The sequence below is a fragment of the Pseudodesulfovibrio nedwellii genome, assembly GCF_027923765.1.
GTDB classification, from domain to species: Bacteria; Desulfobacterota; Desulfovibrionia; order Desulfovibrionales; family Desulfovibrionaceae; genus Pseudodesulfovibrio; species Pseudodesulfovibrio nedwellii.
Window position 1 is genome coordinate 1,667,799 of the sequence record NZ_AP026709.1, and the last position, 16,428, is coordinate 1,684,226.

Genomic DNA, 16,428 nt, shown 5'->3' on the forward strand with positions numbered 1-16,428 from the left:
GGTGTTTCTATATTAACGAGCGGTCGCTGCAACCGTACCCGATTTTTTGTGTGCGAACTTAATGGATGTTTCCGGTGCCCAGATGTGACAGACGATGCCACCGATAATCAGGGTAGCGATACAAGCACCAAGGGCAGCGTAGATACCAAAGTGTTCATTGACGATGGGCAGCAGGAATGCTCCACCACCGGCACCGATACGGCTGACTGCGATGGTCAGGCCAACGCCGGAAGCACGCAATTCCGTAGGGAACAGTTCGGGCGGGTAAGCGAACTCAAGGACAATGGAGATGGCAAGTACGGTTGAGAAGGCTGCGAGCATAATCAGAGACAACATGCCAGGCATATCAGTCCACAAAGTCATGATAGTCAGGACCGCGCCTGCACCGTAAAATGTGAATAACAGGAACGCCCTGCGGGAGATTCTGTCAATAAGCCATGTGCCGATCAGTACGCCGACAATGGTGAAGACGTTGTACATAACGCCGGAGGCATACGGATTCTCAATGTGCATGTTCGAAAGAACGAGCGGCAGGAAAATGCTGATAGCAAAGAAAGGCAGCACCTGACACAGGAAGAAAACACATGAAACAAGCGTGTTGTAACGAAGTTCGGGGCTGAACAGACGAAACCAAGAAGCAGAAGGAGCTTCTTTGTCGGCAGCAGGCAGACCGTAATTTTTACCAAGATACCTGTGGATATTTTCCAAAGCCTTTGCAGCATGACCGTTCTGAGCCAACCAGCTGGGAGATTCTGGCACACCAAACCGAAGCAGCATGGTAATGGCTGCGGGAATGGCGGAGGTACAAAGCACCCAACGCCAGCCGTCGTCCCCAAGGCCGTCCATGAAGAAGCCAACGATGTAGGCGATAACATAACCGACTGTCCAAGATACGAGCAACCAGGCAAGGAAACCCGAACGTTTCTTGGTGGGGGTCCATTCGCTCAACAGGGCAATACCGACTGTATAATCAGCACCGATACACATGCCGAGCACAAAGCGCAAAACAGCCAACAGCAGCGGGTCGGAAACAACGAACTGGGCAAGGGACAAAGCGAAAGAAGCAAACATGACTGTGGCGAAAAGAGGCTTTCTGCCAATTCGATCAGCCATGGGGCCAGCAACAAAACTTCCAAGCAAAATTCCAAACAGGGACGCGGCTCCAAGGACGCCGAGCCAAAAACTAGTCAGTCCCAAAGGTCCTGTCGCGTAGCTGAGAGCAATACCAACAATACCGAGAATATACCCATCGGTAATCTGGCCCATGAATGCACCAGCGGCGATTTTGCGATGAATCGGGAAAGATGGAGCATCTTCAAAACTTACACCTTGGTGCTTTTGCGTACCCTTCATAATTGTCACCTTTTGTAAAATTGTCCTGATTACAAATTATTTTTCAAATCCACCAAAGATTCTCTTAATGAAAACGACTTTTCTTCTTTGGTGGTCGGCATGCGCAGCATCATTCTTTCAACAACATTGAAGACACTGTTATGCATGCAACCGAATAGTCGTATTAAAATCAGTATTGCCCTCCCCCTTCGTCACTCAAGATAAAATACACTGTATGTTTTCATCCTTTGCCATCCTATGAACTGCAAAATACCTAACGATTGTCTCTCCACCGTGCGCAAAGCGAATTATCAATGCGCAGTTGATCAAGAAGACGACCGGAAAAATGCTGCAACATGTCATCAATGGTCGTTTTGGAATCGTAATATGCAGGGCAAAACGGGGCGATGACAGCACCGGCCTCTGTCAAAGTCTGCATATTGCGGAGATGAATCATTGTCAGGGGCGTCTCTCTGGGGACGACTATCAACCTCTTGCGCTCCTTCAGCGTCACATCAGCCGCACGATGAATGAGATTGACTCCGGCACCGCTAGCAATGGAGGCCAGGGAACTCATGGAACACGGGCAAATAATCATGCCGTCATGCTGCCACGACCCGCTGGACGGACCGGCCATCATATCCTTGATGTCGTAGACCTTATGGGCATGTTTTTTGAGCGACAGATCACTGCCGCGAAATTCTGATTGCATGACCACTTCCGCGCCCGCCGACACGATAAGATGAACTTCCAGACCCTTGATTCCTGCGTAATGACGCAGAAGCTTTTCAGCCAATGGCATACCACTTGCCCCAGTCACACCAACAACAATACGATGCATAAACACTCCCCGTCTCAATCTCGGCACCCTGCCCCGGACACCGTGAAAATTCGATAAACCTTGCCCTCGACACACAACCTTTCGCCGTGCGGAGCAAGGGGCCAACAATGTCAGCCCCTCACCAGCAGACGTGTTTCGGTTTTATTCAACCACGCAAATAGCATCCATTTCGATCAGGCAGCCGCCAGCAATATTACTGACTTCTACGCAGACACGGGCCGGACGATGATCGCCCATGAAATTGGCGTACACTTCATTAAACGCCTCGAAGTCATCCCAATTTTCGATAAAAACAGTGGTTTTCGCGATATCGGTGATCTTTAAGCCAGCCTCTTCGAGTACGGCATTCAGGTTGGCAAGCGTCTGTGCAGCCTGCTCGGCCATGTTTGATCCGACAATCGTTCCACCAACGGGATGAAATGGAACCTGACCGGAAAGGTAGTAAGTATTTCCAGCCTTTACGGCATGTGAATATGGACCTACTGAGGCACAGGCTTTAGAAGCATGAACAAATTCCATGACACTCTCTCCTTGAGGGGGGGCTTGTGGCTGCCGTTACGCAAACAGCCACAAGCATTGTATATTTTAGATTTCGTCTTTGGCGTTGAATTCTTCCCAGGCAAGACGGACGCGTGCACCGGCGGTACGGAAAGGATCCGGCGGCAACCAGCTGGGCTTGGCAATGCGGCGCAAGAAGTTAAGTTCTTCGCTCTGAACACCGCTGATCCACTCTGCAATGTAGTGACCCATCATGCAGGTTTTCGCCACGCCGGCACCTTCACCACAGGCGGAAGCGAACAGGTTGGATGATTTCTGCATCATCAACGGACGGTAGTTCATGGTCATGTTAATCATGCCGCCGTAGACAAATTCAAAGTTCACATGGCGAAGATTGGGGAACCGGTTTTCAAACGCCTTGCGCAACTTGGGAATGGACTGCTGAATGCGCTGATGTGATGTGGTGAGCTGCGAGTTGAAGGCAAAACCGTTACGCACGTAGATGCGCTGGTCAGCGGTATAACGCACTGTGGTTCCAGCAGGATGACCAGCAGTACACCCCCAAGGCTCGACGCCTTCAAAATCCCTCAGTTCATTGTCAGTCAATTTACGGGAAAATGCGCCGTAGGAAAGCACGGGGCAAAACACGTTCTTGACGATACCAAACTGTTCAATGAAAGGACCGCCGGTGACGATGACATGTCCACCGGTGATGGTTCTGCCATTCTTGAGGACAACAGACATTGTGCTGCCTTCGTCAATGCGCAGAACAGGAGTCTCTTCAAAAATTTCAACATTGTCAGGCAGGGTGGTGCAAAGGCCGCGAAGTACGTCGGCGGGGTTCACCAGAGTGGAGCCTGCGGTATACAAAGCCTTGGTATAGTACTTGGTACCGAGACGACGGTTCAACTCTTCGCCTTCGAAAATCTTGTAATTAACGCCCATCTTTTCAAGATCATGCACTTCCGTGTCGATCATCTTGTAGCTACGGGGATGGCAGCAGCAGACATATTTGCCGCTGTCACGCCAATCCACATCAATACCACTATTGTTGATGGTGTCACGCATTCTACCGATGATGGCGGTGTTCAGCTTGAAGTACATCTTGTTGTCTTCAAAAGAGGAACTACCGGTGTCACCAAAATCGTGAGGAACATCGATAATAAAACCGGCGTTCTTGCCACTGTCGTTGTTGCCGATCTTGATGGCCTCGATCAAGGCAATCGACTTGTCAGGGTTCAACTCAGCAAGACGGCTGGCTGCCCCGTACCCACCGTAACCACCGCCAACAATAATGAAATCGTACTTGTCACTCATGTCAGCAGGAGACTTGAAAGTGTGGTCTTTGTAAGAAGACATTTCAAGCCAGCTCTGCCCGGTAGTCGTTGGAAATAATTTTACTTCATGCATAATGATGCTTCCCTTATTTAAAGTAACGCTGTCAAAAGGCAGCTGACAAAAAACCTGTCAGAAAACAACCCGTTTTCGAAGCGTCTCTCCCTTTCCTCACAGCTCCGATCTGGGCGGTGGCGCGAAGGCAAGAGCTGCAGCTCCTACCTCGCAACCAATCGGGAGTTTGGGCTTACGGCTACTAAGGCCTTATCGCCCGTCCCTCCGGCTAATCGTTGGGATGCAACACAATCCGAGCATCCGCCACGGCCAGCCCTTTTTCCCATGCGAACACGGGATTCAGATCAACTTCAGCGATCTCTCGTAACTCATTCACCATGTGCGAGATCACACATACCGTTTCCGCCAAGGCCTCTTTATCGCAAGGAGCAGAGCCTCGGGCTCCTTCCAGCAACTTGTGACCCTTGATTTCTTCCACCATCTGGCGACATGAAGGCATGTTCACCGGTGCGACGCGGAAAGAGATGTCTTTAAGAATTTCCACGAAGATTCCACCCAAGCCGAACATTACTGTGGGGCCAAACGTTGTATCGTGGCTGGCGCCGATGATGCATTCCACGCCACCGGGCAGCATGGGAGTCAGCATCACACCAAAGATGTCAGCGTCAGATTTATAGTTCAAACCGTTTGCCACGAGTCGTGCATAGGCTTCGCGAGCGGCTTGGGCCGAATCGATGCTCAATGCAACGCCTCCGGCGTCGGTCTTATGCAGGATATCCGGGGATACGATCTTCATGACGACCTTGCCGCCAAGAGTCTCATATTTCTCAGCCGCTTCATCTTCGCTGCTGGCAAGCAGGCATTCCGCAAGCGGCAAGCCGTAGGCACTCAGCACTTCACGGGCCTCAGTCTCCACCAGATTGATACGACCGCTCTCGCGCACTGCACCAAAAATCGCGTCAACCTTTTCCTTACGATCAGCAGGCAGAGCCGGAAGTTCGGCTTGAGCCTCTTCCTGCAGGGCATTACGATTCTCGCTGTAATCAACCAGTGCACCCATGGTGCGCATGGCAGCTTTGACGGAATCGAATACCGGCACACCCATATCACTGATATAAGCGAGGCATTCGGGACGCTGCGGAGCATAGATGGAGTGCATGACAACTGGTTTGTCAGAAGACTGCACACGAGTGATCATACTCTTGGCAACATCCATTTCCAGTTCCCGGAATTCTTCAGACAGGTCGGCATATCCGCCGTAAAGTCCAACGATCACAACGCCGTCGATCTCTGGGTCTTTCAAAAGCACATCAAGACAGCGATCAAATACCCACATGTCAGCTTCGGGCGTACCCGCAAGGTCGACAGGGTTTTTGATGGGGCAGTGAGGCATCAGAATCTCAGCCAGCTTTCCTTGTGTGGCCTCCGAAAGAACCGGAGCTTCCAGCTTAAAGCTTTCCGCGGAGTCCGTAGCCATAACGCCGTGACCGCCACCGTCTGTCAGGATAGCGATACGCTTGCCTTGAGCCGGTTTACACTTGGAAAAAGCCTCGGCAACATCCAACAATTCATTGGGGCTGTCTACACGGATGATACCGGCCTGCTTCAAGGCTGCATCAAAGATCTTTTCACTTCCGGCCAAAGAACCGGTATGAGATGCAGCGGCTCGAGCGCCGGCAGCACTGCGACCAATTTTAATTGCGGCGATGGGCTTCTTGGCAGCAACTTTACGAGCAGCTTCAAGGAATTTACGGCCATCTTCCTCGGATTCGACACGCAGACCTTCCATGTAGAGGAGAATGACCTTGGAGATATCATCTTCTTCAAGGTATTCCACGAAATCATGAAAACGCAGATCCATCTGGTTGCCAATGGTGGCCCAGCAGCTGTAACCGAGGTTACGTGCCTTGGCATTGAAGTTCAGGTCAATGCCGAAGTTTCCACTTTGCAGCACCAGGCTCATGGGGCCGGGGGCGAGATCAATAATACTTGCGTTCATGCTCACGGCTGCGCTGTAAGTTCCCATGCAGTTGGGACCCTGAATACGCATGCCACCTTTGCGGGCAATCTCGAGCATCTGCCGTTCGATTTCCTTGCCTTCGGCACCGGTTTCACCAAATCCGGTGGAAACCACGATGGCACTTTTCACGCCTTTTTCCACACACTGCTCCACAACGGGAACAATATATTTCGGTGCAATGGCGATGATAGCGAGATCGACATCCCCTTCCACGGACATAATATCCGGGTAGGTCGGGTGTCCCAGAATTTCTCCGCCAGAGCGAGAAATCAGGTAAATATCGCCTTCGTATTTATTATCAAACAGGCTTTTTGCCGTCCAATAGCCATACTTTTTCGTGTCGCGCGAAGCACCAATCAGTGCGACGCTACGAGGGCGGAACAGGGTCTTCAAATCAGACATTGTTTTCCTCTTGGCTCTACGGGTTAGTCCAACTCGACGACGCCGATGGCGACATCAGGACAGACGATGCGACACAGGCCGCACAGGACACAATCTTCAGGACGGACCTGTTCAACAACGTTATATCCTTGACCATTCAAGGTCTGACCGATGGCAAGGGTATCCTTGGGGCAAGCTTCAACGCACAAACCGCAAGACTTGCAGCGTTCGGCGCAAATAACGTGCTTTTTATTCTTGGCTTTCATAGTATTACTCCGCAGCGCTGACGTAGAGGGCGCGACCCTTTTCCAGGGCTTTCAAGTTCATTTCCAGCAGGGCAGGCTTCTTGACGCCCATAAGCTCCCGCAACACTTCTTCCACGGTCTCAAACGTCAGGACTTTCGTTGCTTCCAGCACAGCTCCGAGCATGACGATATTCGCGCAGCGCACGGAACCGAGTTCCACAGCGACATCAGAAGCCGGAATCAAAACCTGCTTCACACCTTCGCGTTCACGAATTTCCGTAATCAAAGAACTGTTTGTCAGCACAAGGCCACCAATGGCCGATCCGTCTATGCAACCATCATAAATGGTCGGACTGAGAGCAACACTCACATCAGCGTCGTTCTCCACAAGCGGATTGCCAATGCGGGAATCGGATACGACAACATATCCAGTGGAGTCTCCACCACGCTGCTCAATGCCGTAGGTCTGGGTCATCACGACCTGCAACGCCTGCTTCATGGCACCCTTGCAAATCAGCTTGGCGAGCAGCGCTGATCCCTGACCGCCGGAACCAGAAAATGTACACTTAGTTCTCATCATTCTGCTCCATCTCGTTTTTGAAAACTTGTGGCTTGAAGTATTCCACCATTTTTTCCTTGTTCCACTTGTAGGAGTCCGGCACGGAAAGCTTGAGGCCCGTGGGACAGGGGACAATGAATTCAACAAAGGAAAAACCAAGACCCTTCATCTGACAATCCAAGGCCTTGCGCACGCTGCTGGCAGCCTTGCGGATACTCTTGGCATCACACACGGATTCGCGAGCAACATATTTGGCTCCACGCATATCAGCCATCATTTCAGGGACACGCAGGGGGTAACCATGCTGATGCACATCACGGCCCTTGGGAGTGGTCGAAGTGACCTGTCCTTCAAGTGTGGCTGGCGACATCTGGCCGCCGGTCATGCCGAACAGGTTGTTGTTGATCATGAAACAGGTGACGGGAAGGCCACGGTTGGCTGTGTGCAACAGCTCTGCCAAGCCGATGGCACTGCAATCACCATCGCCCTGGTAGGTGTAGACGATGTTATCCGGGTTCGCGACCTTGTACCCAACGGCGACTGCCGGGGCGCGACCGTGCATAGCCTCAATGGCATCAATGTCCATATAGTGATGAGAGAAACCGCCACAGCCGATACCGACAACGCTGACTGTACGCTTACGGATGCCCAACGCTTCAATAGCTTCCGCAACGAGGCGCGTTACAATGCCGTGACCGCAGCCGGGGCAGTAACTGAACTTCTTATCCAGCAACAGTGTTTCGCCGTATATTTTTGCGAGTTCTTGCATATCGTCTATCCTTACAGCAACGTGTTGATTTTATCGGTCATTTCAGCAAGGGTGCACAGCGGCATGTCGCCACCGGTTTTACCAAGGAAATGCACAGGGACACTGCCGTTCACTGCCAGACGTACGTCGTCAACCATCTGACCGTGGTTCATTTCCACCACCACCATGGACTTCACGGACTCAGGCAGATTTTCGAAGGGTTTATTCGGGAAAGGCCACAGGGAAATCGGACGAATCAGGCCGACTTTCTTGCCTTCAGCGCGCATGTTTTCCACCAAATCCTGACCCATACGGCCATGGATGCCAAAAGCAACCAATACGACTTCGGCGTCGTCCACCTGAATCTCTTCCCAACGCTGTTCATTTTCCTGAATATTCTCGTACTTAGCGAGCAAGTGCCGGTTCAGCTCTTCACCCTGAGCATGGGTGTAACTACCGGTCAACAGATAACGCTTGGAATGATCACCCGTGCCTGTGTAGGCCCAAGAAGAAGTGTCGAATTCGGCAGCGTAATCGTGTGCATCCGGGAAAATGGCAGATTCTGTCATGGTGCAGGTTACACCGTCGATCACGAACAGCACGGGGGTGCGGTAGGTGTAGGCCAGCTTCACGGCATCAGGCATAATGTCCACGATCTCCTGACCGCTAGCCGGGGCGAGCACGATGACACGGTAATCACCATGCCCACCGCCACGCGTGGCCTGAAAATAGTTGCTCTGTGCACCAACGATATCACCGTCACCGGGACCGACGCGCATGGCATCAAGCATGATGCAAGGCAGCTCGCCGCCAGCCATAAAAGAAATGGTCTCCTGCATGAGGGACATTCCGGGACCGGATGTGGACGTTGCGCCCAACTTGCCGGTACAGGCACATCCTGCCAAAGCATTGGCAACTGCCAACTCGCTCTCCATCTGCACCATCCGTCCACCGTACTGGGGAAGAATAACAGCTGTATGCTTCATCACTTCCGTCGCAGGCGTAATGGGGTATGCAAAATGATAACGCACCCCGCACCGCACCATTGCCTCAGCAAATGTCTGCGCATTTTTCAGGAACAAAGTCTCTGATTTCATGTAACCCTCACTTGCAATTGTTTTGAGGTTCGACCGTAATTTTCATCTACGATCGTTTCCGTACTGTATTGTGTTATGCCGTACCATTAATAAAGCTGAAAAAAATCAGCAAAACTCGGTAACTACGACTGTCGTACCACATTGTGTTTCGCCGTTCCAGAAAAATCTATTCCTCTCCGCCTTTTTCGTCAAGGAGTTTCAAGAAAAAATACGCTCCGTTTTTCATAAATATTTCCATGAAACAAGTTCAATTAAACTTATTCATTAAAATGATTGGAAAAAACCAAAATTGTCCCAACCTCAAAAACAAGAAAAAGCTTTCATGCGACAACTCAATCGCATGAAAGCCCACTGTTCACTTATAATTCGGTAAGCAGAATTTGTTGAGTTTCACCTGACGAAAAATCAATAAAAAAAAGTAGCGATCTTTAAAGATCGCTACTTTTATATTTCAATTCCATACCAACTCAATCAAAACCATACCGCCAATGACATGACGAAAACATGGTCAGATAAATCACACTGAATGTAAAAAAAAAATTTTATGCCTGTTTCTCCGGCGGGTAACTGCTGGCACCTAAGCGTATTGAAAGCTGCTCAGCGGCCTTGAATAACTCCCGGCTCGCCATTTCTCGCACACCAGGAGAAAATCGAACACTCGGCACGGAGGTTCCGATGGCCGCGACAAACTCATCATTGCAATCAAACACAGGCACGGCCACACAGCACACGCCCTGATATATTTCCTCATTGTCATACGCAATGACGTTTTCCCGTGCTGCTTCAATTTCTTTTATAAAATAAGCCATCTCGGCGGGACCAATCGCTCCATCCGATTCTTTTCGAATATTTTCCAACAATGAACCGGACTTCATGGGGTCTAAAAAGGCAAGGCAAACCTTCCCGGAAGCCGATTGATAGATAGGGAATGAACGCCCAACAATCGAATCCTGCCGCAACACCTGCTTTGTCACAAGCCTGTCGACAACAACCATTTCCGTGCCGGAATACACACTGAGATTGATTGTTTCCCCGACGGCCTCAAGCAATCTTCTTCCGTATGGTCTGGCCATTTCCTGAATACTTGCATGCTCAGTAACCAGACTTCCCATTTTAAAAAGCTTGAATGTCAATGCATACGCACTTTCTTCTTCGCCCTGTGAAACATAACCAAGATCCTGCAAAGTCAACAAAAACCGATGAACCGTTGTTTTGGGGATACCAACTGCCCGACTCAAGTCTGCAAGTTCCCATTTATGCTGTTTCGTCATCTGCTCCAGAACAGAGAACACTTTTACCACAGATCCAATTGTATAATATGCGTCTTTCGCCATATCTTCTCCATTCATATTTTCTTACCATTCTCATGATTACGGAGCCACGAAAAACACCTCTAATCATGTTTGGTGACAGCCATAGCTTATCACTGCGGTAATATTTCAATTCATACGTTCACGAAGCAAACTGTAATCAAGCAATCATCCAAAGATATAAAATCATTGGTATTACAAAAAACCAAAGGACCATGTCCTTTAGGAACCAGCCCCAAAAGGCGGAGGCAGGTGTCATTGTGCGCCCAAATTTTGTGATAAATATTGGTATGAATCCAGTCTTTGAAACAAAATCACTGGATCGCTCTGATGAGGTCAGATGTAATATTGAACAAAAATCTTGAAATCAACAGCCAACTGATTGCCTGCCATTCTACACTGCAATTCTATAATTATTCCCAACGGACACTTTTTTATTTCAACATGCCACGTGTTCAAGAAAGAACCGGCACTGAATATAGCTTGCAAAACTATGTAGCTATGGTATCCGTTTTCATATGTCAAGATGACGTAACACCTTCTGGTACAAAAGGAAAGTCTATTTTTACACAATACCAAGCAAAGCCTTGCCAATATACTCCTACAACACGCTAAATTTAAACGGCTTGGAAGAAACACCTTCCAAGCCGTTACTTTTTCATAGAGGACTGTGGATGGATTCTCTTGAAAGCCATGCAAACGATCATCCAACATTCCTACTGTTCCGTTGCACTCCCGGAAATATCCTGTATGCTCAAAGAGAATTGAACTCTTTTCAATTATTCGACCACCCGTAAAAATGGGCTTCCGAGGGAGAAGGAGAGGATATGAAACGTCTCGCTTTAATCATCTTCTGTCTCATAACGATATTTACCGTCGTTCTGGTCACCTATTTCATATCCATGAATCAACAGATCAACACCGCGTGGCATAATTCCAAAATCCAACTTGAAACATCACAAAGTCTTTTTCTTGATAAAATAAACAAATATAAACATTTACCATTTACAGTATCCAAAAACAGGACGATTCTGAGACTTTTCGAAAACCGTGCAGACTACATCAAAACGGGAATATTGATCAAGGCTATTCAAGTCCGCTCAGGCGCAGCCGTCGTCTACATCATGGACAAACAAGGCAACACAATCGCGTCGAGCAATTATGATGAACCGGATAGTTTCGTCGGCAAAAACTATGAATTTCGGCCCTATTTTCAACGGGCTATGGATGGTCGGGAAGGGTCCATGTATGCCATCGGCGCTACGAGCGGCATCCCCGGCTACTATCTCTCCCATCCCATCATGCTGAACTCCGAAATCGTCGGCGTGGCAGTGGTAAAATTCGAACTCTCGGAACTTCAAAATACATGGAAGGCCACGAACAACATCGTCATGGCAAAAGATCCCAACGGCGTCATTGTCCTTTCAAGTCGAGAAGACTGGATCAACAAAACTCTTGCCCCTTTGCCGAAACGACTCCTAAAAGCAGCCCGCAAGGGACGTTTATACAAGGGTGCTCCACTTGCCCCGCTTGCTGTTTCCACCGGAAAAAGCTTGGGTACTCAGTGGATCGAAATCGACCAGACACGATACCTACTCAATGAACAACGGGTCCTCGGCAAACAATGGGAATTGCTTGTCCTTGTTCCATGGTCTGACATGGTAGACAACAGCATGCGAAAAAGTCTCATTGCCTTTTTGGCAAGCCTCGCGGCCGCGGCCGGCATACTCCTCATCCAGGCACACTTTCTTAAAAAACGCATGGAACGAAGGATCGAAAGGGCCAGACGGACCCGACGAATTGACTCGGAAAGAGAGGAATCGCTCAGGCAACTTGCAGACTCCATCGCCCACCAGATTCGCAACCCGCTCATTGGCATAGGAGGCAATGCCAACCTGCTGAAACGGAAAATCCCGGAGGACGAGAACATGATTGAACACCTTGGAACAATCATGAACTGTTGCCACGATCTGGAGCAACTGGTTGTCTCTGTCAGGGATTATATTGACATCATGCCAACGGAAGCCATTCCCTTCGATTTGGAAACATTGGTCGAGAAAGCCCATTTTAAAGTCATGGCTGACGTAAATCCGCCACTCGAAGCTGTCCATTGGCGCATCAGCATAGCCCCGGTTTCATTGCCCATGGACGAAATCCTCATCGGTAAAGCTCTCCATGAAATCCTTACCAATGCGTTGGAGGCAAGAAACTCCGACACCATTTCAATCGAAATTATCGGCGAATGGAAGACAACAAAAGAATGCGCTAGCAAATTCGATCTTCCCAGCGAGAAGTGCTATGTGCTCACGATCTACGACTCAGGCAGTGGCATTGATGCAGACATTTTCAATCATGTCATGGAACCTTTTTTCTCGACCAAACCGCACGGCTCAGGTCTCGGCCTCGCCAAAGCAAAACGCGTCGTACAGCTATTCAACGGCGAGTTCGCCATTGCTTCACCTGTTCCCGGACACACGGAATGGAGTACCATGGTACAATTGACCATGCCATTTCTGGTCGATCTGAAAATCGAACAATGACAATCAATTTGGATAAACTATTTTGCAACCGTAGCGAACAAAGCACGGGTCAACGTCGCAAGATCATATGGAGAAAGTTCGATATCCACTCCCCTGCGCCCGCCACTCACAAAGATGGTTTCGTACCCTTCTGCCGAAGCATCGACGACTGTCTTGAGCGACTTTTTCTGACCAAGGGGACTCACGCCGCCAACAACGTAACCGGTCACCCGCTCAACCATTCCGATGTCTGCCATCCCCACTTTCTTCACCCCGATGGCCTTGGCCAGCAGCTTCATGTCCAACTGTTTTGAAACAGGCAGGACAGCCACTGTCAAATCTTTCGTACTGCTCCCGACAACAAGGGTCTTAAAAACTCTTTCAGGAGCAATTTTTAATTTTTGAGCCGCTTCCATGCCATACGATTCAGCAGTTGAATCATGCTCATATTCGTGAACAAAAAAAGTAATACCGGCCTTCTTCGCCTTATCAATAGCTGGGGTCATTGTCTTTTCCTGTGATATCTTGATCGAAAGGACTCCATCCCCGACCATGCGTTCAATGAGTTTCGCCTACCACCGAACCATCCCTGACCACAAGCCGATCCATCCCATAAAAAAGGACAATATGATCTTCATAAAAGCCCACTTCAAACAAACAAAATGATTGGCTCCATTGAGAATGGAATTATTCAGGACTAAATGGTATCGGACAAGTAATATATACACCCGAAATGATACAGACTGACGCCCTAAAAAATCCAGTAACCTTCACCAAGGAAGGATCACATGTCTCATTCGCGCTTTAACGTCACCCTACTTTTGCTCATCGCCTTGCTGCTCGCATGTCCACACGGGGCGCAGGCCTGCACCGGAATGCGCGTCATTGCCCAGGACGGTTCCGTTGCCTTTGCCCGTTCACTCGAATTCGGTTTTCCTTCAAAGTCCGACATCATGGTTGTCCCACGCGGCATGCAATGGACCGCCTCCGCGCCTGACGGCAAAGACGGATTGCAATGGACCAACACATACGCCTTCGTCGGCCCCAATGCCTTTGGATTGAATCGCCCCCTTGAGGGCATGAACGAAAAAAGTCTCTATGTAGCCGGGTTCTGGATGACAACCGGAGAAACCAATTTCCCCAAAGTCAACCCAGCGGATTACCCCAAAGCGATCTCTCAATTAGACATGTGCGCCTGGGTTCTCAGCAATTTCGCGACCGTTGCAGAAGTAAAAAAAGGTCTTTCCAAACAAAAACTGACCGGAGTGACCCTCGAAGCCATGCACACAACACCCCTTGCCCATTGGTATGTGATGGACAAGACCGGCAAGGCAATCGTCATCGAATCCATAGACGGAAAAATCCAATTCTCAGACAACCCTGTTGGTGTCGTCACTAATGCCCCGTACTTCGGATGGCATCTCGACAATTTACGCAATTACATCAATTTACGCCCCGCAAATGTTGAACAATTCAAACTCGGCGAGTATACGGTACGTCCTCTGGGCGAAGGAACCGGCCTTCTTGGGTTGCCGGGAGACATGACTCCTCCCTCACGCTTTGTCAGAGCCGCTTTTTTTGCAAACATCGCCATCCAGCCTACCGACGCAGACAGCGCCGTCACCTTGGGTATGAACCTGATCGCCAACTTTTCTATCCCCAGAGGGATCACGTCATCCGTTGATTCAGAGGGAAAACGCGGCTACGACTATACACAGTGGACGACCGTTTATGATTTAAGCAGAAAGGCCTTGTACTACCGAACTTACATCAACCAAGACTATAAGGTCATACACTTCGACAAACTCCCGCTGAATGGGAAAAAACAACACACCATTCCCCTATGGGGCGTCAAACCTACCTACGAAGACGTCAGCCAAAAGACGCAATAACAAGAACACCGAAAAAAGAAGGCTTGAAAGGTATTCTTTTCAAGCCTTCTTGCATATCTCCAACAATTGACACCTGTCATCAGATCAGGCAGGGGGATTCCATAAGACTAAATCAAGGAGTGTTGATGATCATTTGTTTTATTGATCTTGTGTCTGAAGTTGCCAAAGAGCAAGGCAATCAAAAGGCTTAAACGGTTTTCACCCACATGCTATTGTGGCGTATGGTCAAATCTCGCAGGCCAATTTGATGTGTGTTTCTTCCGAAACCACTCCTTTGTTTTGCCCTCCCTTTTTTGCAACACATTCATCATTGGTTATACTTCCAAAACCTTTGCCCTTGCGCCATAGGTTTTATGACTATGAATCGCGGCTGGATTTTCAAGCCGCCACAATAAAATGGTGATGACACATGACAAATCATATCGAATTACAATCAAAAAAATTCTTTGACCCAACACGACTCGGCGAATTGGGATGGAATACATACTTTGACCTCCAATTGGCGGACATAGATGTGGCAAACAGCCACATTGCCCGTATCATAAGCATACAGCGCGGCCAATTTCTGGTGACAGACGGACACAACGAACAATTGTGTTCTGCAGCAGGCAGACTTCTGCATACAAAAGACCGGGATTACCCCATCACAGGAGACTGGGTGTTAATTGAGGGCACCATAATTACGGGCGTCATTCCCCGCAAAAACATCCTTTCCCGAGGAGAAGCCGGTTCACGCAGCAATCGAACAAGGACCGCAAAACGCGAACAACCGATTGCCGCGAATCTTGATACCGTATTCATTGTTTGCGGGCTGGACCGTGATTTCAATATCAGACGACTGGAACGTTATCTGACGCTGGTCCACAATTATGGCCTTCCTCCGGTCGTGGTGCTCACCAAGGCAGACCTCCATGAAAACCCGGAGTCATTCCAACAGGACGTTGAAAGCATTGCTTTCGGCGTATCCGTCGTGTTGACCTCCATGGAAGATGGAAGAGGCAAAGCCGAACTGGAAAGCTACCTTGAATACGGACAAACCGTAGCCATGATTGGTTCGTCAGGTGCAGGAAAGTCCACCCTGGCAAACATGCTGCACGGCAGCGACATTCAGGCCACCGGAGCGGTCAGTGACAGCGTCGGCAAAGGACGCCATACCACGACAGTGCGAGAAATCATCCGCATGCCGCAAGGCGGATTGCTCATGGACAACCCCGGCATCCGCGAAATTGCATTCCATGAAGAAGGCAGTGGCATTGAAAACACTTTCGCCGACATAGAGGAATTGGCTACAATGTGCCGCTTTGCCAACTGCTCGCACCAACAAGAACCGGATTGTGCAGTCCTGCATGCCGTAAAAACCAGCAAGCTCCCGCACGAACGACTGGCAAGTTTTCGCAAGATGCAAAGTGAAATGGACTATCTTTCGACACGCCGCACCAAAAGCGCAGATCGTGTCGAAAAAGAACGCTGGCGAGGAGTCTCCCAACGTATTAAAAACATGAAAAAAGGCAAAAATTAACGAACGCCCAAATGCACCCAAAAGGCTGAGAAGAAAAGTCTTCTCAGCCTTATTCTTTTGGATATACCCCCGATCAAACATAAAATTAACAAAGGGTAAAAGGATAAATTAACTGAC

The 16,428-nt window shown here is 49.3% G+C and carries 14 protein-coding genes; 3 read left to right on the forward strand and 11 right to left on the reverse strand.

Annotation, left to right across the window (positions count from 1 at the left end; all coding sequences use genetic code 11):
* Positions 1–12: 12 nt before the first annotated feature.
* From SYK_RS07855 to SYK_RS07900, 10 genes are all read right to left on the reverse strand, one after another.
* On the reverse strand, positions 13–1,353 hold the full coding sequence (locus SYK_RS07855) for an MFS transporter (protein ID WP_281763036.1): 1,341 nt from the start codon (positions 1,351–1,353) through the stop codon (positions 13–15).
* 253 nt (positions 1,354–1,606) lie between these two features.
* Positions 1,607–2,173: a UbiX family flavin prenyltransferase gene (locus SYK_RS07860; protein WP_281763037.1), complete on the reverse strand. Its 567-nt coding sequence runs from the start codon at positions 2,171–2,173 to the stop codon at positions 1,607–1,609.
* A gap of 141 nt (positions 2,174–2,314) precedes the next feature.
* The gene (locus SYK_RS07865; RefSeq protein WP_281763038.1) at positions 2,315–2,692 is read right to left on the reverse strand and encodes a Rid family detoxifying hydrolase; all 378 of its coding nucleotides are present in this window, start codon (positions 2,690–2,692) and stop codon (positions 2,315–2,317) included.
* Between the two features lie 66 nt (positions 2,693–2,758).
* Positions 2,759–4,081 (reverse strand): NAD(P)/FAD-dependent oxidoreductase, encoded by a 1,323-nt coding sequence (locus SYK_RS07870; protein ID WP_281763039.1) that lies wholly within the window; start codon positions 4,079–4,081, stop codon positions 2,759–2,761.
* Between the two features lie 208 nt (positions 4,082–4,289).
* Positions 4,290–6,443 carry an acetate--CoA ligase family protein gene (locus tag SYK_RS07875; RefSeq protein ID WP_281763040.1) on the reverse strand — a complete coding sequence of 718 codons (2,154 nt, stop codon included), beginning with the start codon at positions 6,441–6,443 and terminating at the stop codon, positions 4,290–4,292.
* A gap of 23 nt (positions 6,444–6,466) precedes the next feature.
* Complete coding sequence (locus SYK_RS07880) at positions 6,467–6,688, reverse strand: 4Fe-4S dicluster domain-containing protein (protein WP_281763041.1); 222 nt, start codon at positions 6,686–6,688, stop codon at positions 6,467–6,469.
* Between the two features lie 4 nt (positions 6,689–6,692).
* Entirely contained in the window at positions 6,693–7,247 is a 555-nt protein-coding gene (locus tag SYK_RS07885; protein ID WP_281763042.1) for a 2-oxoacid:ferredoxin oxidoreductase subunit gamma family protein, read from the reverse strand.
* Positions 7,234–7,995, reverse strand: a complete 762-nt coding sequence (locus SYK_RS07890) for a thiamine pyrophosphate-dependent enzyme (protein WP_281763043.1) — start codon at positions 7,993–7,995, stop codon at positions 7,234–7,236. Before SYK_RS07890 ends, SYK_RS07885 begins: the two co-directional genes overlap by 14 nt.
* An 11-nt stretch (positions 7,996–8,006) precedes the next feature.
* Positions 8,007–9,071, reverse strand: coding sequence for a 3-methyl-2-oxobutanoate dehydrogenase subunit VorB (vorB, locus tag SYK_RS07895; protein ID WP_281763044.1), 1,065 nt, complete (start codon positions 9,069–9,071; stop codon positions 8,007–8,009).
* A gap of 542 nt (positions 9,072–9,613) precedes the next feature.
* Complete coding sequence (locus SYK_RS07900; protein WP_281763045.1) at positions 9,614–10,405, reverse strand: IclR family transcriptional regulator; 792 nt, start codon at positions 10,403–10,405, stop codon at positions 9,614–9,616.
* Between the two features lie 803 nt (positions 10,406–11,208).
* Here SYK_RS07900 and SYK_RS07905 point away from each other — a divergent pair.
* Positions 11,209–12,921: an ATP-binding protein gene (locus SYK_RS07905; protein WP_281763046.1), complete on the forward strand. Its 1,713-nt coding sequence runs from the start codon at positions 11,209–11,211 to the stop codon at positions 12,919–12,921.
* Positions 12,922–12,938: 17 nt separating this feature from the next.
* Here the strand turns inward: SYK_RS07905 and ybaK are convergent, their stop codons facing one another.
* Complete coding sequence (ybaK, locus tag SYK_RS07910) at positions 12,939–13,406, reverse strand: Cys-tRNA(Pro) deacylase (protein WP_281763047.1); 468 nt, start codon at positions 13,404–13,406, stop codon at positions 12,939–12,941.
* A 282-nt stretch (positions 13,407–13,688) separates the two neighbouring features.
* Between ybaK and SYK_RS07915 the strand changes: the two genes are divergently transcribed.
* Both SYK_RS07915 and rsgA read left to right on the forward strand, forming a co-directional pair.
* Complete coding sequence (locus SYK_RS07915; protein WP_281763048.1) at positions 13,689–14,792, forward strand: linear amide C-N hydrolase; 1,104 nt, start codon at positions 13,689–13,691, stop codon at positions 14,790–14,792.
* 409 nt (positions 14,793–15,201) lie between these two features.
* Positions 15,202–16,311, forward strand: coding sequence for a ribosome small subunit-dependent GTPase A (gene rsgA, locus SYK_RS07920; RefSeq protein WP_281763049.1), 1,110 nt, complete (start codon positions 15,202–15,204; stop codon positions 16,309–16,311).
* The last annotated feature ends 117 nt before the right edge of the window (positions 16,312–16,428 follow it).

Excerpts from the sequence above, each read along its gene's own strand:
- vorB (WP_281763044.1), bottom strand. The coding sequence starts at position 9,071 with ATGAAATCAGAGACTTTGTTCCTGAAAAATGCGCAGACATTTGCTGAG.
- SYK_RS07905 (WP_281763046.1), top strand. The coding sequence starts at position 11,209 with ATGAAACGTCTCGCTTTAATCATCTTCTGTCTCATAACGATATTTACC.
- SYK_RS07885 (WP_281763042.1), bottom strand. The coding sequence starts at position 7,247 with ATGATGAGAACTAAGTGTACATTTTCTGGTTCCGGCGGTCAGGGATCA.
- SYK_RS07915 (WP_281763048.1), top strand. The coding sequence starts at position 13,689 with ATGTCTCATTCGCGCTTTAACGTCACCCTACTTTTGCTCATCGCCTTG.
- SYK_RS07875 (WP_281763040.1), bottom strand. The coding sequence starts at position 6,443 with ATGTCTGATTTGAAGACCCTGTTCCGCCCTCGTAGCGTCGCACTGATT.
- SYK_RS07890 (WP_281763043.1), bottom strand. The coding sequence starts at position 7,995 with ATGCAAGAACTCGCAAAAATATACGGCGAAACACTGTTGCTGGATAAG.
- SYK_RS07865 (WP_281763038.1), bottom strand. The coding sequence starts at position 2,692 with ATGGAATTTGTTCATGCTTCTAAAGCCTGTGCCTCAGTAGGTCCATAT.
- SYK_RS07870 (WP_281763039.1), bottom strand. The coding sequence starts at position 4,081 with ATGCATGAAGTAAAATTATTTCCAACGACTACCGGGCAGAGCTGGCTT.
- SYK_RS07855 (WP_281763036.1), bottom strand. The coding sequence starts at position 1,353 with ATGAAGGGTACGCAAAAGCACCAAGGTGTAAGTTTTGAAGATGCTCCA.
- SYK_RS07880 (WP_281763041.1), bottom strand. The coding sequence starts at position 6,688 with ATGAAAGCCAAGAATAAAAAGCACGTTATTTGCGCCGAACGCTGCAAG.
- ybaK (WP_281763047.1), bottom strand. The coding sequence starts at position 13,406 with ATGACCCCAGCTATTGATAAGGCGAAGAAGGCCGGTATTACTTTTTTT.
- SYK_RS07900 (WP_281763045.1), bottom strand. The coding sequence starts at position 10,405 with ATGGCGAAAGACGCATATTATACAATTGGATCTGTGGTAAAAGTGTTC.
- SYK_RS07860 (WP_281763037.1), bottom strand. The coding sequence starts at position 2,173 with ATGCATCGTATTGTTGTTGGTGTGACTGGGGCAAGTGGTATGCCATTG.
- rsgA (WP_281763049.1), top strand. The coding sequence starts at position 15,202 with ATGACAAATCATATCGAATTACAATCAAAAAAATTCTTTGACCCAACA.